Source organism: Actinoplanes sp. TFC3, from assembly GCF_001553785.1.
Lineage (GTDB): Bacteria > Actinomycetota > Actinomycetes > Mycobacteriales > Micromonosporaceae > Actinoplanes.
Genome location: NZ_LOJP01000002.1, coordinates 778515 through 805187 on the forward strand (window position 1 = coordinate 778515; position 26673 = coordinate 805187).

Here is a 26673-nt window from a genome sequence, read left to right on the forward strand (position 1 = left end):
GCGAAAGGCCCCGCGAAAGCCCCCCATGCACCCCCCACAGGAGCCCCCAGCCGAACCGGCACCGGCACAACCGGCTCCACCGGCGCGCCAACCGTCCGCGTCACCCCGTCCGGGAACGCGATCTGATAAGCCCGCCCGTCCCAGAAGGCCTGCGGCGCCTGCGGATCCCGCCCGGTGAACATCGACCGGTACCCCAGGATGTCCGTGAGCAGTTTCCACTCTTCCTCCTGCGCCTTAGCCAGCTCCTCCGGCTCGCTGCGCAACCCCCGCTGCATTCCGTCTCGCAGCAGCGCCAGTTTCGTGGACGCCAGTTGGAAGCCGCGCATTGCCTGCAGTCCGCTTTCCCCCGCCACGCGCTTGGCCCAGCGGCGGGCCGAGTAGCGCCGGCCGAGGGTGCCCAGGGTGGCTACTTCGGGTGGGGAGAGCCAGCCGGATTGGACGTACACCGGCAGGATTCTTTCGGTGAGCCGGCCTTCGTAGCCTCGCAGGCTGATGGCCAGGCCCGCGGCGGCGAAGAAGAAGGGGATCATGAACCCGAGGAAGCCGTACAGCATGATCAGGGTTTGACCGGTGGCCGCCGACAGGGTGGGCAGCAGGTTGAACGTGCCGTGCAGGATCATCGCGAGCAGCAGGCCGGCGATGGGAGCCAGCCAGCGGATGCGGCGGTCGGCCGAGCGGGCCGCGATGCCCAGGCCGATGCCGGTCATCGAGGTGAACAGGGGGTGCGCGAAGCCGGTGAACAGGATGCGCACGATGAAGATCAGGAACAGGTTCTGGATGCCGGTGGCCGGACCATATTGTTCCGCGCCCGCCGCGTAGCCGTGGCCGCCCAGGTAGAGCACGTTTTCCACCATGGCGAAGCCGAGCGCTGACAGGCCGCAGTACACGATGCCGTCGGTGATGCCGGACCATTCGCGGCGGCGGCGCCAGAACAGCAGGATCGGGCCGAGGGCCTTCATCGACTCCTCGATGAAGGGGGCGATGATCACGGCTACCAGGGTGGTGGGCAGCCCGGCCCGGTCGAACAGCCAGGCGGCGCCGCTGTTGACGCCGATGGCGACCAGGGTGGCCACGACAGCGCCCCACGCGAAGCAGAAGGCCAGGTAGCGCACCGGTTCGGGCTCGTAGCGGTCCAGCCACAGGAAGGCGCTGGCCAGCAGGGGCACCGGCAGGATGGCGGCGGTGAGCCCGACGATCAGGCCGGTGGGGCCGTTGCTGATGCCCAGGATGACCAGCATGGCGATCGCGCACGCGGCAAAGAAGGCGATGATCCCGGTGAGCGGCAGCCAGCGTTTCCAGCCGGCCCGGCGGCCAGGAACAGGCGGCGGCGGGGGCGCCGGCGGAAGAACCGAACCAGGAGCAGACCCCGATACCGGTACGGCCGAAGCGGACAAACCCGGATCCGGACGCGATTCCGGGTCAGGCGCAGCGCCCGGCACTCCATCAGCCATGCCGCCAGCGTAGCCACCCAGCCACATTCAAGCGCCCCCGCAGCCAGCAAGCAGCCACGCCCCCGCAGAAAGCAGCCAGCTAGCAGTCGCAAAGGGGGAGCCCGCCTCAGGCCGGAGAAGACCGCCGCCGAGCCCCCCGCGGCCAGCAAGCACCCCCGCCCCCGCAGAAAGCAGCCAGCTACCAGTCGCAAGGGGGGGGCCCGCCTCAGGCCGGAGAAGACCGCCGCCGAGCCCCCCGCGGCCGCCCGGCCCACCCAACGGCCCGCCGGACCAGCCGGGGCGCCTCCGCATACTCGATCCCCGTTGCGCGCAGCAGATCGGACACAGTTGTCCGTACCTGAGCAACAACCACACCGCCCGAGAACCCGACGCCCTCCTGGTACGCCCGCCCGCTCTCCGCCGCCGCCCGCAGCGCGCGTTCCCGCGTCGCCTCCGGCTCCACGCCGCGCGCCCACTCCTCGCGCAGCAGGTCGATCGCGTCGCCGAGCAGCTCGATGCTGGCCGGCAGACAGGCCGGTAGCGTCTCCTTGTCGTCCAGCGCCGTGATCACGCGCCGGGCCAGAACCCGGACATTGCGCAGCGCGTACGTCAAATGCGGCGCCCCCTCCACGTACTGGCTCAAGGCTCCCCGGGATCGCCACCGAGCCGGCGCAAAGGCGATGTTCTCGCTCGCCGCCGAGGCCGCCTGCGCGAACGCCGCGAAGTTGGCCTCACCCTCCCGCAGGCGCTCCAACGCCGTACGAACAGAATCCGCATCCTTCGCCGCCATGCCCGCACCCACCGCCCGCAGGTCCTCAGCCATTTCCTGCAGGGCGGGATCGGCCGCGCGCCGCACCACCGTCAGCGGGTTGAGCGGCAGCAGCAGCGTCATGACCACCAAGCCGACCGCTCCCCCGATCAGCGCGTCGAAGAACCGCGTGTACGGCAGGTTCGCCCCCGAGGTCAGCGTGGCCACCAGCACCGCCGAGGAAGCCGACTGCACCACCAGCGGCGTGCCCCCGCCAACCGCCGCGGCGACCAGGATGGCCAGCACCACGACCAGGCCGATCTGCCAGGGGCCGGTGCCGATGAGCAGGATGATCGCGTCGCCGATGCCGATCCCGATGGCCACGCCGAGCACCAGCTCTATGGTGCGTTTGGCGCGCTGCCCGACCGAGGAGGCGAGCGTGATCACCGCGGCGATCGGGGCGAAGAACGGGCTCTGCCGGTTGACCAGGTCGTGCGCGATGAACCAGGCGATGCCCGCGGCCAGTCCCGCCTGCACGGCCAGTCCGAAGCCGCCGCGCACGCGGGCGTACCCGGATTGCACGCCCGTGCGGGAGCGGCCCCGGATCTCGGCGAGGACGGCAGCCAGCCCGCGATCACTCATGCAGCGAACCCTACGTGCCAGGATTGCGCCCGTGACTTCTCTTCTCGACCGCTGGATCGCCGCCGCGTCAGGCGCCGGGGCCACGGCCACCGGCCCGGACCTCGAAGCGGCCGGCGCGTACCTGCTCGGCCGCTGGTCAGAGCCGCAGCGCCAGTATCACGACGTGCACCACCTGACCGCGGTGCTGGACATCGTCGACGAGCATGCCGACTTGGCCCGGCACCCCGATCGGGTGCGGCTGGCGGCCTGGATGCACGACGCGATCTACGACCCGCGGGCGCTGGGCGACGCCAACGAGCGTGACAGCGCCGCGTTCGCTGAGGGGCTGCTGGCCACGCTGGGCATGCCGGCCGAGATCGCCGCGGAGGTGGCCCGGCTGGTCGGGTTGACCGCGGGGCACGCCACCGGCGAGGACGACCCGGACGGCGAGCTGCTGTGCGACGCCGACCTGGGGATCTTGGCCGCCGATGCGCAGCGGTACGCGGCGTACACCGAGGCCATCCGCCGTGAGTACGCGCACGTGCCGGACGACACTTTCCGGGCGGCCCGGGCGCAGGTGCTGGTTTCGCTGCTGGAGTTGCCGTCGATCTACCGGCATGCGCCGCTCAAGCAGCGCTGGGAGGACACCGCCCGGCGCAACCTCGAAGCCGAGCTCAGGAGGCTTGCAGGTGCTTAGGCCGGCGCAGGCCAGCGGCTCGTAACCGCGCTGCTATGTCGCGCGAGGCAACCAGGTCGGCGCCGAGCCACACCGCCATCGGGAAGCGGGTCTCCGGAATGTCGTAGTGGTCGCGGTCGAATCCGCGGCGGGGCACGCCGAGCATTTCGGCGAAGGCGTGCAGCTCGGCGTACGACACGTCGCTGACCAGGTGGGACCAGAGCCGGCCCCGCCCCGGCCAGCGCGGTTCGTCAACGAGAATCAAAGGGTCAGGCCGCGATCCGCCGCGTAGCCCCGCACGTCGGGCGCGCCCAGGCGAGCAGCGTCGGCGGTGAGGTCGTCGGGCATCTTCTGCGACTGGCGTTCCGCCTCGACCCGGGCCAGGTAGTGCTCGACCTCGCGATCGCGGACGGCCTGGTCCCAGCCGAGCGCGCCGGCCATGATGGTGGCCGCGTGCCGGGCCGTCTCGCTGCCGCGGTGGGTGGTCTCGAAGGAGATCCGAGTCCGGCGGGTGAGCACGTCATCCAGGTGCAGCGCGCCCTCGGCGGTCGCCGCATAAGCGACCTCGGCCGCCAGATACTCGGGCGCCCCGGCGAGCGGCACGGCCAGCGACGGTTCAGCTTCCAGCAGAGCCAGCAGGTGTACGGCCAAAGTCCCGTACCGCTCCAGCAGATGCTCGATGACCCCCGTGGTGACCCCGTGCCGGCGGGCCATGTCCTGCCGGTCCCGCCAGGCCGAGGCGTAGCCATCGGCACCGAGCAGCGGCAGCTCAGCGGTGCGCGACGGGCGGTCCACCCCGAGCCGGCGCACGGCCCGGTTGATGACGTCGGCGGCCATCACCCGGTAGGTCGTGTACTTGCCGCCGGCCACCAGCAGCAGCCCGAGCATGGGTTCGACGACGGCGTGCTCGCGCGACAACTTGGACGTGGAATCCGCCTCGCCGGACAGCAGCGGGCGCAGACCGGCGTACACGCCTTCGATGTCGTCGATGGTCAGCGGGCGTTCGAGGATCGTGTTGACCTGGTCGAGCAGGTAGCGGATGTCGCGCGCGGACGCGGCCGGGTGCGAGCGGTCGAGCTCCCAGTCGGTGTCCGTGGTGCCGATGATCCAATGGCCGCCCCACGGGATGACGAACAGCACCGAGGTGGGGGTACGCAGGATGAGCCCGGCGTCGCCGGTGATCGCCGAGCGCGGCACCACGAGGTGCACGCCCTTGGAGGCGCGGACCCGCAGGCCGGGCTTGACGCCGACGTCGTTCAGCATCCGGGACATGTCATCGCTCCACACGCCGGTGGCCGCGACCACCGTGCGGGCGCGCACCTCGAACTCGGGCGAGCCCGGGTCCTCCAGGTCGCGCACCTTCACGCCGACGACCTGGCGGGCCTCGCGCAGGAAGCCGGTCACCCGGGCGCTGGTCACCACGGCGGCACCGAGGCTGGCCGCGGTGCGCGCGAGCGTGACGACCAGCCGGGCGTCGTCGACCTGCCCGTCGAAGTAGCGGATCGCGCCGGCGATCTTGTCGGCGCGCAGGCTCGGGAACAGGTGCCGGGCGCCGTCGCGGGTCAGGTGGCGGTGCAGCGGCATGCCCCGACCGGTGCCGAACAGCCCGGCGAACACGTCGTAGGCGGCCACGCCGAGGCCGTAGTAGAGCCGGTGCCAGACGCGCGCGGGCGGCGAGGCGGTTTCCAGCGGCACCAGGATCGGCACCGGGCGCACCAGGTGCGGGGCGAGGCGGCTGGTGAGCAGACCGCGCTCGGTGAGGGCCTCGTGCACCAGGTGCAGCTCGAGCTGCTCGAGGTAGCGCAGGCCGCCGTGGATCAACTTGCTGGAGCGGCTGGAGGTGCCGGAGGCGAAATCTCGCGCCTCAACGAGGGCAACTTTCAGGCCACGCGACGCGGCGTCCAGCGCGGCGCCGGCGCCGGTGACGCCACCGCCGATGACCAGCACGTCGAACTGCTCGTCACGCAGCCGCCGGAGATCATCGACCCGACGCACCGGCGAGAGCCGGCCGGCCGTGTACCGGGAATCCGAAGGAGAGCGCACAATCCCACCGTAGCGCTGTAACGCTGCGCGTCATATCAGCCACGAACTGTAGCCAGCATCTCGTCGACGGAACCGGCCGGATCGGTCACCGGGAACTGCACCGCCCGGATCGTCGCGGCCGCATCAACCAGCAGCGTGAGGCGCTTGAACCGGTCCGTCCCGCCGGCTCGGAACGTGGGCAGGCGCAGGCTCGCGGCCAGCTTGCCGTCCTGGTCGGAAACCAGGGGGAACGGCAGACCGGCATGCCGCGCGAAGGCGTCGAGCTGGTCGGGCCGTTGCGTGCTGACGCCTTTTACCCGTACGCCCAAAGTCTCGAAATCCCCAGCTCGCGCGGCATACGTCGTGGATTCCAGGGTGCATCCAGCAGCCCCGGGAATGTCTCCCCAACCCGGCGGATAGCCCTGCGCACCGGGCGGGTAGGCCCCGGGGAAGAAGTAGAGAACAGTTGGTGCCTCGACGGTGAACTCGGGAATCCGGTGCCCGACGAGATTGTGCACGCGGTGCGCCTCGGCCGAGGTCGGCGACGAGGTGGCGGTCAGCGAGCCATCGCCCATCACGTGCCGGGTGCCCCAGTCCTGCAGCGCGATGAGCACCGGCAACAGCCCCTCGCCCTTGGCTGTCAGCAGGTAGTCGTAGCGCGGCGGGCGCTCGGAATAGGCGACCCGGCGCAGGACGCCGTGCTCGACCAGGCTGCCCAGCCGTTCGGTGAGCGCGCGCCGGCTCATGCCCAGTTCCCGCTGCAGCGCATCGAACCGGGTGACTCCCCCGGCGACGTCGCGCACCACCAGGAACGTCCACCAGTCGGTCAGCACGCCCAGGGCCTGCGCAATGCCGCAGTCGGCATCACCAAGTTCGACCTGTCGCACGGATCCAAGTATAGTGCGTTCCAGATTGGAACTCACTGGAGCCGACGGGGGGGCGGGGACCGTGAGCGTGTTCTGGCGGTGGTGGACGGCCGGGAGCATCAGCGGCCTCGGCTCGGCCATCGGGGGCGTGGCACTGCCGCTGACCGCGCTCGCGGTCCTCGACGCCAGCCCCCTCCAGATGGGCCTGATCGCAGCCGCGCAGTACGCGGCCTGGCTGGTCATCGGCCTGCCGTCCGGGGTCATCGTGCAGCGGCTGCCACTGCGCGGGGCCCAGCTCGGCGCCGACGTGATCCGGGCGGCGGCGGTCGGCTCGATCCCGCTCACCTGGTGGCTGGGTGAACTCACCGTCGCGCACCTGGTCGTCACCGCGCTGGTGGTCAGCTTCGCCAACGTGGTGTTCGACGTGGCCAACTCCACGTTCCTGCCCGAGATCGTCGGCAAGGACCAGCTGCAGGCGCGCAACAGCCTCACCTCGGGCACCCATGCCACCACCAGCCTCGGCGGCCCCTCCCTGGGCGGGCTCATCGTGCAGGCCCTTGGTGCGGTGCCCACGCTGCTGGTCGACGCGGTCAGCTACCTCGTCTCGGCCGCCCTGCTGCGCACCCTGCCGGCCCGGCGGGTGGCCCGGCCGGACAAGTGGCCGCCGATGGGCGAGATGATCCGCGAGGGCTTCGCGTTCGTGGTCCGGCACCCGGTCATGGGTCCGGGCATGTGGGTCGCCACCACTGTCAACTTCGTCTGCGGCGTGCAGTACGCGCTCTACCCGCTGTACCTGGTCCGCGATCTCGGTGCCTCGCCCGGACTGGTCGGCGTGCTGCTCGCCGCGGACGGGGTCGGCACGCTGGCCGGGGCCGCCCTGACCACCCGGTTCACCACCACCGTGGGCACGGCCCGAGGACTGCTCGTGGCCGGGTTCGTGGCTGCGGCGGGGGCGTTTCTGGTGCCGTGGGGGTCGTACGCGGGGTTCGTACTCGGCAATCTGTTGTTCTCGGCCGGAGTGGTCGTGCTCAGCGTGACCACCCGTACCTATCGCCAGATTGCGAGCCCACCGGAGCTGCTGAGCCGGGTCATGGCCACCGTCCGGTTCATCTCGTGGGGTGCCATTCCGATCGGTGGCCTGGTGGCGGGCGCCCTGGCCGGGCTCATCGGGACGCGGCCGGCGCTGGCCGGGCTCGGCGCCGTGACCGCCCTCGCTCCGGCCATCTGGCTGTTCTCGCCGGTGCGCGGGCGGCGCGACCTTCCCGACGTGACGGCGGCCAGGCGCTAACTCTGCGGCTGCGACTGCGCTGCACCCGAACAGCTATCGACGATTTCTAGCTTCAGGAACATGCAGGTTCTGCGCTCAGCGCCCCACCGTGTGCTTGCCGTCCTGGTGGTGGTCACCGTCGCCATCGCCATGACGTTCTACATGAACCGGGCCAATGCCGCCATCACGGCGCCGTTCGGCAAGCAGTTCGGCACCAACGCCAACGGAGCGATCCTGTTGCGAGGTAACGCCAACCTCGTCTGTCCCCCGGCGAACACCGCTTGCACCGCCGCGCAAGGTGGTTCCGGCTCGCCGTCCGACGAGTCGCTGAACAACAACGGCTACGTCATGCAGAACGCCGGCGGGGACGGCACGGCGAACCTGTTCAACTCCAGCACCGCCACCATCGCCATGCCGGCCGACAGCACGGTGCTCTTCGCCGGGCTGTACTGGAGTGCGAACACCGCGGCGGGCAGCGGGACCGGTGCAGCCGCCGCCCCCACGCCCGATGACAAGAACAAAGTCAAACTCTCGGTTCCGGGTACGTCCGGCTGGTCCACGATCACCGCGACGAAGACCTTCACCCCCGCCTCGACCGCCTACCAGATGATGGCCGACGTCACCTCGGTCGTGGCCGGAGCGGGCAACGGCGTGTACGGCGTCGGCAACATCCAGGCCGGCACGGGAATCGACCGCTACGCCGGCTGGTCGCTCGTGATCGTGTACCAGAACGCCGCCCTGCCCATGCGGGACCTGCGCGTCTTCGACGGCTTCGGGATCGTCAGCAGCAACTCCACCAGCGTGGACATCGCGGTCGACGGCTTCCGTACGCCCGGCACCGGCCCGGTCACCACCAAGATCGGCACCGTGGTCTACGAGGGCGACCTCGGCAAGACCGGCGACACCCTCAAGCTCAACGGCACGTCGATGTCGGATGACCGGAACCCGGCCAGCAACTTCTTCAACAGCACCATCTCCGAGGACAACGTGTCGGTGGGTGACCGTACCCCGAACAACCTCAACACCATGGGCCTGGACATCGACCAGTTCGATGCGACCGGCAAGCTGCTGAACAACGCGACCAGCGCCACGCTGACCCTGACCACCGCGACGGGCGGCGAGACCTTCTACCCCGGCGTGGTCACCTTCACCACCGACCTGTACGCCCCCGACCTGACCGCGACGCTGACCGGCACCGACGAGACCCGGCCGGCCGGCGACAACCGGCTGATGCCCGGCGACGAGATCGAATACGCGATCAGCGTGCGCAACAAGGGCACCGACAACAGCATCAGCACGGTGCTGACCGACGCGGTCCCGGCCGGCACGACGTACGTCCCCGGCTCGCTGAAGATCGACGGCACCGCGCGCACCGACGCGGACGGCGACGACCCGGCCACCTTCGCCCTCGACGGCGCCCAGGGCAAGGCCACCTTCCGCCTGGGAACCGGCGCCACCGGCACCGCCGGCGGCACCCTGGCCACCAGCGCGACCACGGTGATCACGTACCGGGTCAAGGTCAACGACAACACGCCCTCCGGCTTCGCCATCACCAACGTGGCCGGGCTGGCCTACGTCGGCGAGGTCACCGGGCGCACCATCAGCGGCACGAGCAACGTCGTCACCACCACCGTCAACCGGCCTGCGGCCAACCTCACAGCGGACCTGACGGTCACCCCCGACACGGTCCAGCGCGGCGACGTACCGGCGTCCTTCTCCTACGTCATGACCGTGACCAACAACGGCCCGGACCGCGAGCCACTGCCCGTCGCCAAGCTGACCCTGCCCACCGGCATCACTGCTGACGCGCTGCCGGTCGGCTGCACCCAGACCGGCCAGGACATCACATGTGCCCTCGGGGCGCTGGTCAGCGGCAGCTCGGTCCCGGTGACGATCACCGCCACGGCCGGTCCGGCCGCCGTGCTCGCCTCCGACGCGACCATGGTGGCGTCCGGCTCGGGCACCGACGCGACGCCGGCCGACAACACCAAGACGGCGTCGCTGCGGGTGAACACCGCACCGCAGGCCGACGACATCACCGCCGACATCGCCACCGACGGCACCGCCACGATCATTGCGGCCGGCCATGTCAGCGACGCCGACCACGACACCCTCACCATCGAGCTGGCCACCTCGCCCGCCCAGGGCACCGCCGTGCTGAACGGCGACCAGAGCATCACCTACCACCCGCCGACCGGCTGGGCCGGCACCGAGACCTTCACCTACCGGGTCAAGGACGGCCACGGCGGCGTCGCCACCGCCACCATCACCGTCAACGTGGACAACGCCCGGCCGATCGCCAACGACGACGTGGCCACCACCGCGTCGGGCGTGGCCAAGGCCATCGACGTGCTCGACAACGACACCGACGCCAACGGCGACACCCTGTCCATCTCCGCTGTCACCCAGCCCGCCGACGGCGCGGACACCGGCGTGGTCACCCACGACGGCGCCCTGCTGACGTTCACCCCGAATCCGAAGTTCCGCGGGCTCGCCACCTTCACCTACACCGCCTCGGACGGCCGCGGCGGTACGAAGACCGCGACCGTCAAGGTCACCGTCGACAACGCCGGGCCGGCCGCCGACGACGACCAGGCCGAGACGCCGTACCTGACCGCCGTCGAAATCGAGGTGCTGCACAACGACACCGACGCCAACGACGACCCGCTGTCCATCACGCACGTCGGCACCCCGTCGAACGGCACCGCCGAGGAACTCGACGGCAAGATCACGTACCGGCCGAAGGCCACGTTCTCCGGCGTCGACACGTTCACGTACGAGATCTCCGACGGCACCGCCACCGCCACCGCGACGGTCACCGTGACCGTCAAGGACGCCGCCCCGATCGCCAAGAACTACACCGTCACCACCGGCTACGGCACCGCTGTCATCCTCGACGTGCTCGCCGACGCTACCGACCCGAACGACGACACCCTGTCCGTGTGGGGCACCTCGGTCCCCGGCCATGGCGTTGCCAGCTTCAGCAACGGCAAGGTGCTGTACGTACCGGCGACGAAGTGGTCCGGTCCGGACTCGTTCACCTACACCGTCAGCGACGGCCGCGGCGGCTTCGGCACCGCGACGGTCTCCGTCACGATCAACAACGGTGTGCCGGTGGCCAACCCCGACACGGTCACCGCCGAGGCCAACGTGGCGCTGCCCATCGACATCCTGCTCAACGACGGCGACCCCAACGACGACCCGCTGACGATCACCATCGACAACCCGCCGGCCCACGGCACAACCACCATCAACGCCGACAAGACCGTCACCTACAAGGCCACCGCCGGCTACCTGGGCCCGGACAGCTTCCACTACACGATCACCGATGGCCGGGGTGGCGTAGCGGGCGCCACGGTCACCCTCACCGTGATCAACTCGGCGCCGATCGCCAAGCCGGACTCGGCCGTCACGCCGACCGACCAGGCGGTCACCGTGACCGTGCTCGACAACGACAAGGACCCCAACGGCGACCTGATCTCGGTGCGCTCGTTCACCAACGGCGGGCACGGCCAGGTCTCGCTGTCCGGCGGCAACCTGGTGTACTCGCCGGAGCGCGGCTTCACCGGTACTGACACGTTCACCTACGTCATCGAGGACCCGTCGCACGCCACCTCGACGTCGACCGTCACGATCACCGTGCAGAACGCCAACCCGATCGGCGTGCCGGACACCGCCGTGGCCCAGCCGGGCAAGCCGGTAGTGATCAAGGTGCTGGACAACGACACCGACCCGAACCTGGGCCAGGCGCTGCGCGTGCTGTCGGTGGCCACGCCGGGCAAGGGCACCGCCGTGGTCAACGCGAACGGCACGATCACGTACACGCCGAAGGCCGGCGCCACCGGCACCGACACCTTCGACTACGTGGTCATCGACGCCCTCGGCGGCACCGAAACCACCAGCGTGACGGTGACCATCAACCAGATCCCAATGACCACCCCGGACCAGGCCACGACCCCGGCCGGGCGCGCCGTGGACCTCAACGTGCTGGCCAATGACGGCGACGGCGGCGCGCTGACCCTGAGGTCGGTGACCCAGCCCCAGCACGGCACGGTCAAGATCGTCGACGGCAAGGTGCGCTACACCCCCGAGCCCGGGTACGCCGGCGCGGACACGTTCACCTATGTGGTCCGCGACGCCGCCGGCAACGAGTCCACCGGCCAGGCGTCGGTGACCGTGGCCAACGCCGACCCGGTGGCCGTGCTGGACCGGGCCGCCGTGGTCAAGAACGGCCAGGCCGACATCGACGTGCTCGCCAACGACACCGACCCGAACACCGGCCAGAAGCTCAGCCTCACCTCGCTCGGCCGCCCAGCGCACGGCAAGGCAACGTTGACCGCCGACGGCAAGGTGCGCTACGAACCCGACGCCGGCTGGACGGGGACCGACACGTTCACCTACGTGATCAGCGACGGCAACGGCGGCACGGCCACGGGTCAGGTGTCGGTGACCGTCACCGGCGGCGCCCCGGTCGCGCTGCCGGATGAGCGGACCACGCCGTACCAGCGGGCCGTGACGGTCAAGGTGCTCACCAACGACCTGAACCCGACCGGCGACGCCATCACAGTCATCGGGGTGACCCAGCCGGAGCAGGGTGCGGTGTCCTTCACCGGCAGCACGGTGCGCTATACGCCGCCGGCGAAGTTCTCGGGCACTGTGTCGTTCACGTACACGATCGGCAACGGCACCGACACGTCCACCTCGACCGTCACCATCAAGGTCGGGGAGCCGCCGGCCGTGCCGGACAAGTCAACAACGGCCAAGCCGGCGACGCCGGTGACGATCGGGCTGCCGAAGGTGGACAAGCACAACAAGGCGGTCACGGTGGTCGCGGTGGGCAAACCCTCACACGGTACGGCCACACTGCACGCCGACGGCACTGTCACCTACACCCCGAAGGCCGGGTTCGCGGGCATCGACAGCTTCTCGTACTCCGCCACGGACGCCGACGGCAACCTGGCCTACGGCACCGTCAAGGTCACGGTCGCCGGCCCGAACGCCGCCCCCACCGCGGTCGACGACCTGACCAGCGTGGACGCCGGCAAGTCGGTGGTCATCAAGGTCCGCACCAACGACAGCGACCCGAACACGGACCCGCTCACGGTGACCAAGGTGGGCAAGCCCCGCCACGGCCACGCGGTGCTGAACAAGAACGGCACCATCACCTACGCCCCGAACGACGGGTACCAAGGTGGCCGGGACAGCTTCACCTACACCATCAGCGACGGCCGCGGCGGCACGGCCACGGCCACCGTCACGGTCACGGTAGTGGTCAACCAGGTCGACACCCCGGACACCGGCGCAGTGATCAAGCTGCCCAAGACCGGCGCCGACCTCATGTCGGTGGGCGGCGTGGGCATCCTGACCCTGATCGTCGGAGCGGCCCTGTTCTTCTTCGGCGGCCGCACCCCCGCCTGGCTGGCCATCGGCGGTCGCGAGCATCGCGGCCCCGGCCGGCACCGCCCCGGCAAGCACGCCAACCGCTAAGACTCGGATGCAAGGTGAGGGGCCGGGATGGCCGCAGTTGGCGTAGGAAATACCCCTGTCAGCCAATTGCGGCCATCCCGGCCCCTCGCCGTCCCAGCGCAAGAAAGCCACCAGGCCGCCCCCGAACGGGGACGGCCTGGTGAGAAAGAGCAGGACTTAGAAGTCCATGTCCCCGCCACCCGGAGCACCGGCCGGAGCCGGGTTCTTCTCGGGCTTGTCAGCGACAACAGCCTCAGTGGTGAGGAACAGCGCCGCGATGGAAGCGGCGTTCTGCAGCGCCGAGCGGGTGACCTTGGCCGGGTCGATGATGCCCGCGGCCAGCAGGTCGACGTACTCGCCGTTGGCGGCGTTCAGGCCGTGGCCCGACTCGAGGTTGCGCACCTTCTCCACCACGACGCCGCCTTCGAGGCCGGCGTTGACGGCGATCTGGCGCAGCGGGGCGTCGAGCGCGACCTTGACGATGTTGGCACCGGTGGCCTCGTCGCCCACCAGGTCCAGCTTGTCGAACGCGGTCTTGCCGGCCTGCACGAGGGCCACGCCACCGCCGGGGACGATGCCCTCTTCGACGGCCGCCTTGGCGTTGCGCACGGCGTCCTCGATGCGGTGCTTGCGCTCCTTGAGCTCGACCTCGGTGGCCGCGCCGACCTTGATGACCGCAACGCCGCCGGCCAGCTTGGCCAGGCGCTCCTGCAGCTTCTCGCGGTCGTAGTCGGAGTCCGACTTCTCGATCTCGGCGCGGATCTGGTTGACCCGGCCCTGGATCTGCTCGGCGTTGCCGGCACCGTCGACGATGGTGGTCTCGTCCTTGGTGATGACGACCTTGCGGGCCTGGCCCAGCAAGCTCAGGTCGGCGGCGTCAAGCTTCAGGCCGACCTCTTCACTGATGACCGTGCCGCCGGTGAGGATGGCGATGTCGTCCAGCATGGCCTTGCGGCGGTCACCGAAGCCCGGGGCCTTGACGGCGACGGACTTGAAGGTGCCACGGACCTTGTTGACGACCAGGGTGGCCAGGGCCTCGCCCTCGACGTCCTCGGCGATGATCACGAGGGGCTTGCCGCCCTGCATGACCTTCTCCAGGACGGGGAGCAGGTCCTTGACCGCGGAGATCTTGCTGTTCGCGATCAGGATGTAGGGGTCGTCGAAGACGGCCTCCATGCGCTCGGCGTCGGTCATGAAGTACGCCGAGATGTAGCCCTTGTCGAAGCGCATGCCCTCGGTGAGCTCGAGCTCGAGACCGAAGGTGTTGCTCTCCTCGACGGTGATGACGCCTTCCTTGCCGACCTTGTCCATGGCCTCGGCGATGATCTCGCCGACCGTGGAGTCACCGGCGGAGATGGAGGCGGTGGAGGCGATCTGCTCCTTGGTCTCCACGTCCTTGGCGAGCTGCGAGAGACCCTCGGAGACGCTCGCGACGGCGGCCTCGATGCCTCGCTTGAGGGCCATCGGGTTGGCGCCCGCGGCGACGTTGCGCAGGCCCTCGCGGACCAGCGCCTGGGCGAGGACGGTCGCCGTCGTCGTGCCGTCGCCGGCCACGTCGTCGGTCTTCTTGGCGACCTCCTTGACCAGCTCGGCGCCGATCTTCTCGTAGGAGTCCTCGAGCTCGATCTCCTTGGCGATCGACACACCATCGTTGGTGATGGTGGGAGCGCCCCACTTCTTCTCGAGCACGACGTTGCGGCCCTTGGGACCGAGCGTCACCTTGACGGCGTCGGCGAGCTGGTTCATGCCCCGCTCGAGGCCGCGACGAGCTTCCTCGTCGAATGCGATGATCTTGGCCATACGGCTGTGTCCTCCTGGACATGCGCGGTGCCGGGCCTCCTCGGCCCCGCTCTCCGCTGGTTGCGGAACGCTTTGGACGCCGCCACCTGGCGTCGCGACGTCCTCAGGCCGAGCCGGATAGCCCGCGACGACCGGTCCCGTGCCCCGGAGCCGATGGCGGCACCGCGGCCGTGACCCCACCGTCCCGACCTGTTGGCACTCACGCGTCGCGAGTGCCAAGAACCTGTTTAGCACTCTGGGGGGTCGAGTGCAAGGACAACGACACGACCCGAGGGGTACGCCCACCGCTTTCATGATCACTATGAGTGAACGATTACCGGGTCGCAGCCGTAAGCCCAGGAAGGCAGTCACCCGGGGAGGCGACCTGATGCCGGAGGGCCTCGTTCACAGGATTGCTCCGGGCGTACCGAATAGCGGTATTTGCCGGTTTGATTCGGGCAGAACGCCGGCAAATCGGTGTTGCTGGGACGTGAGCACTGCTTAGACGCAAGTTGACGCTAGCTGTAGCGTGCGGGTGCGGCTCGCACGCCACGGGGATGAAAGGGCCATCCGGCGCTACCGGATTGAGGAGTGAGCGGAGTGGAGAACCGTATCGTCGGCGCGGACGAACGCGCCCACCTACGGGAGCCAGACAGCCAACGGATTCCGGCACAACGATCACCCAGCGTAACCAGATCGATCGACGCGGCGGCCTCCGCGGGCCGGGGCGGCAAGCCTCTGCTGAGTGTGGTCATCCCGGCGCACGACGTCGAGCCGTACCTCGAGGAGTGCCTCGCCTCGGTGGCCCGCCAGACCTACCAGAACCTCGAGATCGTGGTGGTCGACGACGGCTCGGCCGACCGCACCGGCGCGCTGGCCGACGAGTGGGCCAGCAAGGATTCCCGCTTCACGGTCATCCATCAGCCGGAGAGCGGCCCCGGGCACGCCCGCAACGCCGGCATCGCGGCCAGCACCGGCACCTTCCTCACCTTCGCCGACGGCGACGACGTGGTCCCGCCGTACGCGTACGAGATGCTGATGACCACGCTGGAGCACAGCGGCTCGGACTTCGCCTGCGGCGCAGTGCGATCGCTGACCTCGCGTGGGGCCACCCCCTCGGCCATGCACGGGCCGATCTTCGGCAAGACCGTGCTGCGCACCCACGTCAGCGAGCGGCTCACCCTGCTCAAGGACCGCACGGTGTGGAACAAGGTGTTCCGCCGCCAGTTCTGGGACGAGCACGAACTCGGCTTCCCCGAGGGCGTGGTGTTCGAGGACGTGCCGATCGCGCTGACCGCGCATGCCATGGCCAAGGCCGTCGACGTGGTCAACGTACCGGTCTACTACTGGCGCAAGCGGGAGGTCGGCGAGCAGTCGATCACCCAGCGCAAGAAGGACTGGAAGATCACCGCCGACCGGCTGCGGGCGGTCGACCGGGTCAGCCGCTTCCTCGCCGAGCACCACCAGGGCGAGGTCAAGCGGGCGTACGACGCGAACGTGCTGGTCGACGACTTCGCCATCGTGCTGGGCGTGCTGCCCGACGCCGACCCGGAGTTCCAGGCGGCCTTCCTGCACGAGGTCAACAAGTTCCTGGCCCGGCTGCGCCCCGGCACCATCGAGAGCCTGCCGCCCAAGTTCGCGGTCGCCTGGCACCTGGTGCGCGAGCACAAGCTGACCGAGGCCATCGAGGTGCTGCTGGCCAGCCGGCCCGGCATGCCGATCGGCACCCAGCACGAGGGCAACCACCGCTACGCCGAGCTGCCGTTTCTTGACGACCCGGCCGCCGGGGTCCCGCGCGAGCTCTACGACATGGGCAAACCGGCCGTACGGACCCGGGTTACCGAGGTCACCTGGCGCGACGGCAAGCTGGTCCTGCGCGGGTACGCCTACATCGACGGCACCTCGGCCAACTCCCGCTGGACGTCGGTGCGCATCATCCGGCTCCGCGAGCGCACCACCGACCGTACGATCACCCTGCCCACCAGCCCGCGCCGCGAGCCCGAGGCGACCGCGACCTCATCGCACCCCGACAAGTCCTACGACTGGTCCGGCTTCGAGGTCGCCATCGACCCGGCGACGCTGCAGTCCGGGGGCAAGTGGATTGAGGGCCGCTGGCAGATCGCGGTCGGCATCATCGCCGGCACGAAGCTGCGCAAGAGCCGGCTGAAGGTGGGCCCGCACTCGACCCGGCTCAGCCTCACCCCCCAGTACCTGGATGCCGGCACCCAGCTGACTCCGATCACGGAGGGCACCAGCATCGTGCTGCGCCTGGACAAGGTGAGCGCGAAAGCGACCTCGCTGACGTTCGAGGACGACGACCTGGTCATCGACGGCGTGGTGCTCGGCCCCAAGCCCAGCGGCGGGTTGCTGCGGCTGTGCCGGGTCACCGACGTGGCCGAGGCGGTCACCGCTGTGGAGTTCGGCGACACCCGGCACGGCAGCACCCCGTTCCGTGCGGTGCTGCAGCTCAAGGACGTGTTCGAGCACGCCGGCCAGCCGGTCATGCCCCCGCCCGGCGGCCCGATGGACCGCTGGCGCATCCAGATGGCGTTCACCAGCGGCGGCGCTCAGTCGGTGCACCTGCTCAGCGACGCGATGCCCACGGCCCGCGCGGAGATCTTCGACCGGCACGTGATCGTCCGGCGTACCGCGGCTGGCTTCCTCTGGTTGTGTGCCCGGGCGCAGGGTCCGGTGGGCAACACCGCGGAATGGGCGGCGGACGGCACGCTGGTGCTGACCGGCGACTTCCGGCCGGTCGACGGCGCCCCGGAGATCACGCTGCGGCTGCGCGGGCAGACCGAGGAATGCCCGGTGCCGGTCACCATCGACGGCGACCGGTGGACCGCGCGGTTGCACCCGGGCAAGGTGCCGTCCTGGGGCGGGACCGTCGAGCTGCGCCCCGGGCTGTGGGACCTCCTGGTCACCCATCGCACCGGCGGGGCGTACCCGATCACCAACCTGGTGGTGGCCAACGCGGTGCGGGCGATCTGCCCGGCGCCCTCCCCCGACGAGCACCGCGAGTTCACCCTGGAGCTGTCCGAGGGTGACTTCGTGGCGCTGCGGGCCGGCTCGGTGCTACAGGTCGACGAGCGCGGGGCCCACGCGCGGACCCAGCTGCGGCAGAAGCGGATGGCGGCCCTGCGCCGCAGCCCGCTGCGCGACGCCGTGCTGTTCGAGAGCTTCGGTGGCCGCCAGCATTCCGACAGCCCCAAGGCGATCCCCGAGGAGCTGCTGCGCCGCGGGGTGCCGCTGGACGCCCAGGTGCTGACCGTGCGGGACGGCCAGGCGGCCACACCGGCATCCATGACCGCGGCTCGGCTCGGCGGCACCGAGTGGTACGACGCCCTGGCCACCTTCCGCTACATCGTGTCCAACTCGCACCTGCCGGACTGGTTCGAGCGCCGCCCGGGTCAGGTCGTGGTGCAGACCTGGCACGGCACCCCGCTCAAGCGGATCGGCTTCGACGCCACCGCCATCCGCCACGCGGACATCAAGTACCTGGAGCGGGTCGAGCGGGAGACGCCCAACTGGTCGTTCCTGGTCTCACCCAACCGCTTCAGCACCCCGATCCTGCAGCGGGCCTTCCGCTACGAGGGCGAGATGCTGGAGTCGGGCTACCCGCGCAACGACATCCTGTTCGACACCGACCCGCTGGTGCTGGCGGCCATCCGCGAGCGCCTCGGCCTGCCCGCGAACAAGCGGGTGGTGCTGTACGCCCCGACCTGGCGCGACGACGAGTTCTACGGCCAGGGCCGCTACAAGATGTCGATGATGCTCGACCTCGCGGCTGCCCGGCGCGTGCTCGGCGACGACCACGTGCTGCTGGTACGCCGCCACCCCAACGTGGTCGACCCGATCCCGGACGACGGCTCGGGGTTCGTGCGCGACGTGTCCACCTACCCCGACATGGCCGACCTGCTGTCGATCACCGACGTGCTGATCACCGACTACTCGTCGGTGATGTTCGACTTCGCCAACACCGGCCGGCCGATCCTGCTGTTCACCTACGACCTCGAGCACTATCGCGACAAGCTGCGCGGCTTCTACTTCGACTTCGAGCAGGAGGCCCCCGGCCCGCTGCTGATGACCTCGCAGGACGTGGTGCAGGCGCTGGCCGAGGTGGCGGCGGACCCGGAGGCGTACCGGGGTGAGCGGGAGGCGTTCCAGGCCCGCTTCTGTGACCTCGACGACGGGCGAGCGACCCAGCGGGTGGTGGACCGGATGCTGGAGCTGGGCTCGGGGCCCCAATAGCCGGATCTGGGTTGCCGAGGGGCGACGTACCGGGTAGGCAGGCAGCATGACCAGCACCCTGGCCCCGCCGATGACCGTGCACCGGGTCGCGCCCGAGGACGCGGCCCGGATGCGTGCCCTGCGGCTGGAGATGCTGGCCGACAGCCCGCTGGCCTTCCTCGAGACGGTGGCCCAGCAGGCGGCGCGCTCGCATGCCGACTACCAGCGCCGGATCCGGCAGGCCTCGCGCGGCAACCAGCTCGCCCAGTTCGTGGCCGATCCGGGCGGGCGGCTGACCGGGCACGCCGGGGGCACGGTGCTGCCCGAGGAGCCCGACGTCACGGTGGTGTTCGCGGTCTACATCACCCCGCGTCACCGGGGGCAGGGCGTGCTGGCCTCACTGGTGGACGCGGTCGCGCAATGGTCGGTGGAGTCGGGCCGCCCCGAGCTGATGCTGGAGGTCGTGGTGGGCAACGACCGGGCGGTGCGGGCGTACGAGCGGCTGGGCTTCTCGCAGACCGGGGCGCGGGTCCCGCACCCGGTCATCCCGGGCCTGCAGGAGCTGCAGATGCGCCGCCGGGCATGAAGGTCAGAACAGTGCTCACCGCGATCAACGGCACCACCGCGGTGGGCCTGGCCGTGGCGGTGCTGACCGGGGCCCGGGTGCGCCGGGGGCGCGACGGCATCCTGGTGGCCGAGGGCTACCGGCGCCGCTTCCCGCCGGCCATGTGCTTCACGGTGGGTTCGGTGGTCATCACCCGGCGCAGCGCGGAATGGCTGCTCGACGAGCGCCGCGCCGAGCTGCTTGCCCACGAGGCCCGGCACGCGGGCCAGTACGCCGTGCTCGGCCCGCTGTTCTGGCCGGCCTACTGGATGGCGTGCGGCTTGTCGTGGGCGCTAGCCGGCTCGTACGGCAGCCACAACCCGTTCGAGCGGGACGCCGGGCTGGAACGCGGTGGCTACCCACGGCTCCCGCTCAGATGGTCTTCTGCCACTGGGTCCAGGTCTCGCGGCGGCGAAAACCCATAGCCTCGTTGACGCCGCGGGGGACCGGAACGGGATGTCCGGTATTTCGGCGTCCGCTGACGCCTTGGCGATGAGGTAGGCGGCACCGGCGGATGGTGCTGCAACCGCGCGCAAGAGCACCAGCGAATTTGGTCGAGAGGGCGCGCGCACGGCGCCTCCGGCACCGGGTCGTTGGGTCCCTAGGAGATTGTTTCCAAGCTCGAAGGTGGGACCGCGTACGGCGTCGCGCCCTCCCGCGTAGAGCATCCTGCCGACCTGCGGATCACCGCGCAAGACCTCGCGGGGGTTATTTCTCCACAGCGGGCAGGAAGCTCCTTACCGTCAGTGAATCTCAGCCAAGCAGTCCGGCCTCGCGGGCGCCGCGCAGCGAGGGCTTGATCTGGTGGGTCGGGCCGACCAGGCCGGCGACCGCGTCGATGGTCTTCAGACCCTCGCCGGTGTTGTAGACGACGGTTTCTTTCTGCGGGTCGAGCTTGCCGCTGGCGACCAGCTTCTTGAGCACCGCCACGGTGGTCCCGCCGGCCGTCTCGGCGAACACGCCGGTGGTGCGGGCGAGCAGCCGGATGCCCTCGCGGATCTCGTCGTCGTCCGCGTAGTCCATCCAACCGCCGGTGCGCTTGACCGCCTCGATCGCGTACGCCCCGGCCGCCGGGTCACCGATGTTGAGCGACTTGGCGATGCCGGTCGGTTTGACCGGGACGATCGCGTCGGTGTCGTTGTGCAGCGCGGTGGCGATCGGGTTGCAGCCGGCCGATTGGGCGCCGAACACGGTCCAGCCACCCTCGGGCGCCTCGACCAGGCCGATCTCGACCAGCTCGGCAAACGCCTTGTCGACCTTGGTGAGCAGCTCGCCGGAGGCCATCGGGATGACCACTTGGGCCGGGATGCGCCAGCCGAGCTGCTCGGCGACCTCGTAGCCCAGCGTCTTGGAGCCCTCGGCGTAGAACGGGCGCACGTTGACGTTGACGAACGCGGTGTCCTCGAACTCGTCGGTCTCGACCAGCTCGCCGCAGAGGCGGTTGACGTCGTCATACGAGCCCTCGATGGCGACCAGCTCGCCGCCGTACACGGCGGTGGTGATGACCTTGCCCGGCTCGAGGTCGCTGGGGATGAAGGTGATCGACGGGACCCCGGCGCGGGCAGCATGCGCGGCGACCGAGTTGGCCAGGTTGCCGGTGGAGGCGCAGGCGAAGCGGGTGAAGCCGAGCTCGCGGGCGGCAGTCAGCGCGACGGAGACGACCCGGTCCTTGAACGAGTGGGTCGGGTTCGCCGAGTCGTCCTTGACCCACAGCGGCGCGTTCAGCCCGATCTCGGCGGCCAGGGCGGGCGCGCTGATCAGCGGGGTCAGGCCGGGGTCGAGGGTGACCCGGGCGGCCGGGTCCTGGCCGGCGGGCAGCAGCGCGGCGTAGCGCCAGATGTTGTGCGGGCCGGCCTCGATCTGCTCACGGGTGACGGTGGCGAGGGCGGCTTGGTCATACGCGACTTCCAGGGGGCCAAAACACTCGTAACACGCATGCTGCGCGGCAAGCGGGAACTCGGTGCCGCAGCCGCGGCAGACCAGGGCACGAGCGGGGCTGGTCGAGGTCTTGGGGGCGTCAACGGTTGACGTCATGCGAGGCTCCTTCTCATCTTCCCCGGGCGCGACGAGCCGCGATCCGGGACGGAATTAGCACCTGCCGTGCGGCTGCCTCGTCATCGAGTCGAGCGCGGTGGTTGCCGGGGTGTCGTCGGGCCGTGTCCCTCTACCCCTCTGGATGAGGTATTCAGTTGTTTCCAACACCTTACGTGGAGGCGGCCGGAACGCCACCCCGCAATCGGCGAGTTGTGAGCGAGCCCTCCCCCTCAGGGAGCCGCCCTTTGTGTCGGCGCGGTCACCGTCCGGTGGTGGCGCCCGCTGCATAGGGTGACGCAAGTCATTGCCACGAACTCGGGAGGTCCGGCGTGAGCGCCGTCCTGGAGATATCGGGTCTGCAGAAGACCTATCGCAGCCGGAAGGGGGTGCGCAAGGCGCTCGACGGCTTCGACATGGTTGTCGAGGCGGGGCAGGTGCACGGCTTCCTCGGCCCCAACGGCTCCGGAAAAACGACTACGTTGCGCACCCTGCTGGGCCTGATCCGGCCGAACGGGGGCCGGATGACCATCCTGGGCCGGGAGGTGCCGGACTCGCTGCCCGAGGTGGCCGGCTCGGTCGGCGCGATCGTGGAGAGCCCGCAGTTCTTCGGCAACTTCTCCGCTCAGGACACGCTGTCGCTGCTGGCCGATGCGGGCGGAGTGGCCCCGGTGCGGGTGACCGAGGTGCTGGAACTGGTCGGGCTGCGCGACCGGGCCAAGGACCGGGTCAAGACGTACTCGCTGGGCATGAAGCAGCGCCTTGCCGTCGCGTCGGCGCTGCTCAAGAACCCGAAGCTGCTGATCCTGGACGAGCCGGCGAACGGGCTCGACCCCGGCGGCATCCGCGAGATGCGCTCGCTGATGGCCAACCTGGCCGCGTCCGGCATGACGGTGGTGCTGTCCAGCCACATCCTGGGCGAGATCCAGTTGATCTGCGACTCCGTCACGATCATTTCGGCCGGGCGGCGGGTCGCTGCGGGTTCGGTCGCGGACGTGCTGGAGTCCCACACCACGGCGTCGATCCGGGTACGCCTGGAAGCCCTCGCCGACCTGACCGCCTCGGCCGCCGCCCTGCGGGACCTGGGCGCGCAGGTCATCGTGGAGTCTGACCATCTGATGGTGTCCGGGGTGGCCCAGCCCAGCGCGATCACCCGCACGCTGGCCGGTCGCGGCGTGTACGTCAGCGAGCTGAGCCCGGTGGTGGCCGACCTGGAGAGCGTGTTCCTGGAGCTGACCGGCACTGCGCCGGTGGCGGGCGAGCACCGCCAGGTGGACCAGACGATCATGTCGCCCACCGGGGCGGCCCCGGGCGGGTGGGGACGATGAGCCTGTACACAGCGGAAACCCGGCGGCTGACCAAGCGCCGGTTCACCCGGTTCTTCCTGCTGGGCGTGGTGCTCGTGCTGGCCGCGGTCGCGGTCGGCATGTTCATCACCAACGAGAAGAGCACTCCCGAGACGGTCGCCGCGGCTCAGCGGGAGGCCGACCAGAACTACCAGTCGGCGCTGCAGCAAGCGGCCCAGGACAAAGCGGCGTGTGAGGCGCAGGCGAACCCGCAGGACAACTGCGCGGACATGTGGCAGCCGCAGCCGTCGGACTTCCAAGCCGAATGGTTCATGCCGGCCACATTCAACTTCCGCAAGCAGTTCCCCGACATGCTCACCACGCTGGCCGCGATCCTGGCGGTGATGGCGTTCGTCATCGGCGCGTCGTTCGTGGGGGCGGAGTGGAACAGCGGCGGCATGATGAACCTGCTGCTCTGGCGGCCCCGGCGCCTGCAGGTGCTGGGCACCAAACTCGGCGCGCTGCTGGTGGCGCTGACCGCGGTGACCGCGGTGCTGTCGGCGATCTGGACCGGCATCTTCACCGTGATCGCCAACCTGCGCGGCTCGACGGAGTCGATGACCTCCGGGGCGTGGCAGTCCATTGCGCTGATGGAATTGCGCGGGTTGGTTGTGGTGCTGGCCGCCGGGGCGATCGGCTTCGGGCTGGCCTCGATCGGCCGGCACACCGCGGTGGCGATGGGCGTGGCCATTGGCGTGGTGGTGGTGTTCCAGTTCGGCCTCGGCACCGTGCTGGCTCTGGCCCAGGTCAAGTTTGTCGACGCGTATCTGATCCCGGCGTGGGCCGTGGCCTGGATGAACAAGGAAGTGAAGCTGGAGGACTACAACTCCTGCGTGCCCGGCCCGAACGGGTGTGAAGCGGACACGTTGACGCTGACCTGGCCGATGGCGGGTGGGCTGCTGGCCGCCGTCGTCATTGTCGTCGTCGGCGTGACGATGTGGACGATGCGTAAGCGTGACATCACATGAGGTGACATTGCCGTGAAGGCAAGCGAGGGGGATCGCCGGCTGCAAGTATTACGGCGGTCCCCCTTTCGTGTGCGCTTTGTCGAGGACACCTCATGCAGCCAGAAGAACCTCATGTGCCCGCGCCCCGGGAGGGCGAGGAACGGACCTCCGGGCTGTCCGAGCGCGAGGTGCAGATCCTGGCGTTCGAGCAGAAATGGTGGAAGCACGCCGGCTCCAAGGAGCAGGCGATCCGCGACCGGTTCGGGCTCTCCTCCACCCGCTACTACCAGCTCCTGAACGCCCTGCTGGACAACCCGGCGGCGCTGGAGCACGACCCCGTCCTGGTCGGCCGCCTGCGCCGCCTGCGCTCCACCCGGGCGCGCACCCGCCGGCGCTAGAGATCAGCCTGGCGCGTGCGTCGACGCGTACGCCTCCAGCCAAGCAACCTGCACCGGATCGAGCGACGCCCGCACCCGCTTGCGTGCGGTAGCCACATGCCCGGCGGTGACCGTGGTGGCGTCCAGCGACTCGCGCATCGCCGCCAGCGCCGCCTCTCGCACCAGCGCCGCGCAGTCCGCCGCCGAGAAGCCCTCCAGGTCCGAGCCGAGCGCGTCGAGATCCACCGCCTCGTCCAGCGGCACCGACTTCGCCGACGCGCGCAGGATCGCCGCGCGGGCCTCGGCGTCCGGTGGCGGTACGAACACCAGGCGTTCGAGCCGGCCGGGGCGCAGCAGCGCCGGGTCGATCAGGTCGGGCCGGTTGGTCGCCCCGATCACCACCACGTTGCGCAGCGACTCGACGCCGTCCAGTTCGGTCAGCAGCGCGGCCACCACCCGGTCGGTCGTCCCGCCGTCGGTAGCCTGCCCGCGGGTCGGGGCGAGCGCGTCGACCTCGTCCAGGAACACCAGCGTCGGGGCGGCTTCGCGGGCCCGCCGGAACAGCTCGCGCACCGCCCGCTCGCTGTCACCGACCCACTTGCTGAGCAGCTCGGCGCCCTTGACCGAGAGCACGTTGGCCTTGCCCGTGCCCGCGATCGCCTTGACCAGGTAAGTCTTGCCGCACCCGGGCGGGCCGTAGAGCAGCACGCCCCGCGGCGGCTGCACTCCCAGCCGGGCGAAGGTGTCCGGGTAGGTCAGCGGCCACAGCACCGACTCGGTGAGCACCTCCTTGACCTCGGCCATGTCGCCGACGTCGTCGAGGGTCACCTGCGCGACCTCCAGCGTGGACTCCGCCATCGAGGTCGGGCGCACCACGTCCAGCGCGGCTTCGAAGTCGGCCATCGCCACCGTGGGTGACTCCGCCTCCTTCTGCCGAAGCGCCGCGTGCACCCCGGCCTCCCGCGCCAATGCCCCCAGGTCGGCGGCCACAAAACCAGGAGTGCGACCGGCAACATCATCCAGCCGGACGTCCTCAGCCAACGGCATCCCCCGGGTCAGCACCCGCAGTTGTTCCCGCCGCATCGCCGCATCCGGCAGAGGCACCGCGAGCTGCACAGCCAGCAGGTCCGGCGCCCGCAGCGACGGGTCGACCGACTCCGGGCGGCTGGTCGTGCAGACCACCGCCGCACCCGAACCGACCAGGTCGGTGAGCACCTGGCGGAACACGGTGGCCAGCGGGCCGGGCTCGTCGCGAGGAGCCAGCGCCTCGACGTCGCTGATCAGCAGCACCCCGCGCGCGGTCGCCTTCAGGTCCCGGGCCACATTGCGCAGCCGGGTGGCAGCCGCGTCATTGGTCAGCGCGGCGAGCTCCGGGCCCCACACCGCGTGCACCTGCGCGCCCACGCCAGCGGCGACCGCACGGATCAGCGCCGACTTGCCGGAGCCGGCCGGACCGGTGACCAGCACTCCCAGCGACACCGTGGTGCCCAGGCGGCTGAGCACCTCGTGGTGGTTGAAGCCGAGATCGAGCAGCTCGGTCAGCTCCTGCGCCTGGGTGCGCAGCCCGGGCAGGTCGTCCAGGCTGGGCGGAGGCAGCGCCGGGTCGGTCGAAGCCGGGACCTGCGCGGCGGCGACGGAGGGCTGCTGTGGACGTACCGGTGCGGAATTCTGACCTTGCCACCCCACCACCGTGTCCATCGTGACCAGCGCGCCCTCCTGGTCCTCAACCGACACGACCTGCAGGAGCTGGCTGGTCCAGAGGTAGCCCACCCGGTTGGCCAGACTGCGCCGCGCGCCCTCGACCAGCGCCTGATAGCCGGGCACGTCCTGCGGCAGCAGCGACACGTCATCGCCGGCAGTGACCATCTTGCCCAGCAGCGCCAGGCGCAGCATCTCGTTGGTCACCACCGCGGTGATCTCGACCGGACCGGCCAGCGTGACCCGGCGGGCGGCCACCACTGGCACCGGCGTCACCGTCACCTCGTCGCCGTCGCGTAGCTGCAGGTTGCCGATGGTCAGGTCGTCGGCGTAGAGCGCCGCGCGGCTGGCCCCCGCCTCGGCCCTGCCCACCACCGCGGCCGTGGTCCGGCGCCCGGCCAGCTGCACCGGATCGCCGTTGTTGAGATCGAGCGCCGCCATCACCTCGGGATGCAGCCGGACGATGCCGCGGCGGGGCAGCTGGCCGGGGCGTTCGTGCACGGTCAGCGTCAAGTCGTCGGGCACCGGGGAACCTTCCGTCGAACTGGAGGTACTAGGTTGACAC

At 70.3% G+C, this 26673-nt stretch carries 16 protein-coding genes, 1 pseudogene and 1 riboswitch; of the genes and pseudogenes, 9 read left to right on the forward strand and 8 right to left on the reverse strand.

Going from position 1 to position 26673, the window contains the following annotated elements:
- Window positions 1–1451, reverse strand: a 1451-nt coding sequence (locus tag TFC3_RS30760; protein WP_082772618.1) for a PrsW family intramembrane metalloprotease, incomplete at its 3' end; no start/stop codon positions are given.
- Window positions 1452–1656: 205 nt separating this feature from the next.
- Window positions 1657–2820 carry an aromatic acid exporter family protein gene (locus TFC3_RS30765; protein WP_067509008.1) on the reverse strand — a complete coding sequence of 388 codons (1164 nt, stop codon included), beginning with the start codon at window positions 2818–2820 and terminating at the stop codon, window positions 1657–1659.
- 31 nt (window positions 2821–2851) lie between these two features.
- Between TFC3_RS30765 and TFC3_RS30770 the strand changes: the two genes are divergently transcribed.
- Window positions 2852–3496 carry a metal-dependent phosphohydrolase gene (locus tag TFC3_RS30770; protein WP_082772619.1) on the forward strand — a complete coding sequence of 215 codons (645 nt, stop codon included), beginning with the start codon at window positions 2852–2854 and terminating at the stop codon, window positions 3494–3496.
- Here the strand turns inward: TFC3_RS30770 and TFC3_RS30775 are convergent.
- Genes TFC3_RS30775 through TFC3_RS30785 form a run of 3 tightly spaced genes read right to left on the reverse strand, consistent with a single transcriptional unit; the run spans window position 3474 to window position 6384 of the window.
- Window positions 3474–3740, reverse strand: coding sequence for a DUF4031 domain-containing protein (locus tag TFC3_RS30775; RefSeq protein WP_067509012.1), 267 nt, complete (start codon window positions 3738–3740; stop codon window positions 3474–3476). The two genes, TFC3_RS30770 and TFC3_RS30775, sit on opposite strands and share 23 nt — an antisense overlap.
- Window positions 3737–5518 (reverse strand): glycerol-3-phosphate dehydrogenase/oxidase, encoded by a 1782-nt coding sequence (locus tag TFC3_RS30780; protein ID WP_067509014.1) that lies wholly within the window; start codon window positions 5516–5518, stop codon window positions 3737–3739. The genes TFC3_RS30775 and TFC3_RS30780 overlap by 4 nt, the downstream gene beginning before the upstream one ends.
- Before the next feature lie 35 nt (window positions 5519–5553).
- Window positions 5554–6384 carry a winged helix-turn-helix transcriptional regulator gene (locus TFC3_RS30785; RefSeq protein ID WP_067509016.1) on the reverse strand — a complete coding sequence of 277 codons (831 nt, stop codon included), beginning with the start codon at window positions 6382–6384 and terminating at the stop codon, window positions 5554–5556.
- Window positions 6385–6445: 61 nt separating this feature from the next.
- Here TFC3_RS30785 and TFC3_RS30790 point away from each other — a divergent pair, with 61 nt between their 5' ends.
- A complete protein-coding gene (locus TFC3_RS30790; RefSeq protein WP_236718553.1) occupies window positions 6446–7651 on the forward strand; it encodes an MFS transporter in 1206 nt (401 codons plus the stop codon).
- Window positions 7652–7711: 60 nt separating this feature from the next.
- A complete protein-coding gene (locus TFC3_RS30795; RefSeq protein ID WP_082772621.1) occupies window positions 7712–13117 on the forward strand; it encodes an Ig-like domain-containing protein in 5406 nt (1801 codons plus the stop codon).
- 156 nt (window positions 13118–13273) lie between these two features.
- Here TFC3_RS30795 and groL read toward each other — a convergent pair whose 3' ends face one another.
- Window positions 13274–14896, reverse strand: a complete 1623-nt coding sequence (gene groL / locus TFC3_RS30800; protein WP_067509021.1) for a chaperonin GroEL — start codon at window positions 14894–14896, stop codon at window positions 13274–13276.
- A 726-nt stretch (window positions 14897–15622) separates the two neighbouring features.
- On the opposite strand from groL, the gene TFC3_RS30805 reads away from it, so the two are divergent.
- Genes TFC3_RS30805 through TFC3_RS30815 form a run of 3 tightly spaced genes read left to right on the forward strand, consistent with a single transcriptional unit; the run spans window position 15623 to window position 20134 of the window.
- Window positions 15623–19126 (forward strand): bifunctional glycosyltransferase family 2 protein/CDP-glycerol:glycerophosphate glycerophosphotransferase, encoded by a 3504-nt coding sequence (locus TFC3_RS30805; RefSeq protein WP_236718555.1) that lies wholly within the window; start codon window positions 15623–15625, stop codon window positions 19124–19126.
- A gap of 46 nt (window positions 19127–19172) precedes the next feature.
- Window positions 19173–19691, forward strand: coding sequence for a GNAT family N-acetyltransferase (locus TFC3_RS30810; protein ID WP_067509023.1), 519 nt, complete (start codon window positions 19173–19175; stop codon window positions 19689–19691).
- Window positions 19688–20134: a hypothetical protein gene (locus tag TFC3_RS30815; protein WP_067509024.1), complete on the forward strand. Its 447-nt coding sequence runs from the start codon at window positions 19688–19690 to the stop codon at window positions 20132–20134. Before TFC3_RS30810 ends, TFC3_RS30815 begins: the two co-directional genes overlap by 4 nt.
- Before the next feature lie 328 nt (window positions 20135–20462).
- Here TFC3_RS30815 and thrC read toward each other — a convergent pair whose 3' ends face one another.
- Window positions 20463–21743, reverse strand: a complete 1281-nt coding sequence (thrC, locus tag TFC3_RS30820; protein ID WP_067509026.1) for a threonine synthase — start codon at window positions 21741–21743, stop codon at window positions 20463–20465.
- A gap of 10 nt (window positions 21744–21753) precedes the next feature.
- A riboswitch (SAM riboswitch) is annotated at window positions 21754–21892 on the reverse strand.
- 180 nt (window positions 21893–22072) lie between these two features.
- Between thrC and TFC3_RS30825 the strand changes: the two genes are divergently transcribed.
- The 3 genes and pseudogenes from TFC3_RS30825 to TFC3_RS30835 all read left to right on the forward strand — a co-directional run.
- A complete protein-coding gene (locus TFC3_RS30825) occupies window positions 22073–23068 on the forward strand; it encodes an ATP-binding cassette domain-containing protein (protein ID WP_067509028.1) in 996 nt (331 codons plus the stop codon).
- Window positions 23065–24054, forward strand: coding sequence for an ABC transporter permease subunit (locus TFC3_RS30830; RefSeq protein ID WP_067509891.1), 990 nt, complete (start codon window positions 23065–23067; stop codon window positions 24052–24054). Before TFC3_RS30825 ends, TFC3_RS30830 begins: the two co-directional genes overlap by 4 nt.
- Before the next feature lie 143 nt (window positions 24055–24197).
- Window positions 24198–24431, forward strand: a pseudogene (locus TFC3_RS30835) (DUF3263 domain-containing protein); the annotation flags it as partial.
- A gap of 3 nt (window positions 24432–24434) precedes the next feature.
- Here TFC3_RS30835 and TFC3_RS30840 read toward each other — a convergent pair.
- A complete protein-coding gene (locus tag TFC3_RS30840; protein WP_067509032.1) occupies window positions 24435–26633 on the reverse strand; it encodes an AAA family ATPase in 2199 nt (732 codons plus the stop codon).
- Window positions 26634–26673 lie beyond the last annotated feature (40 nt).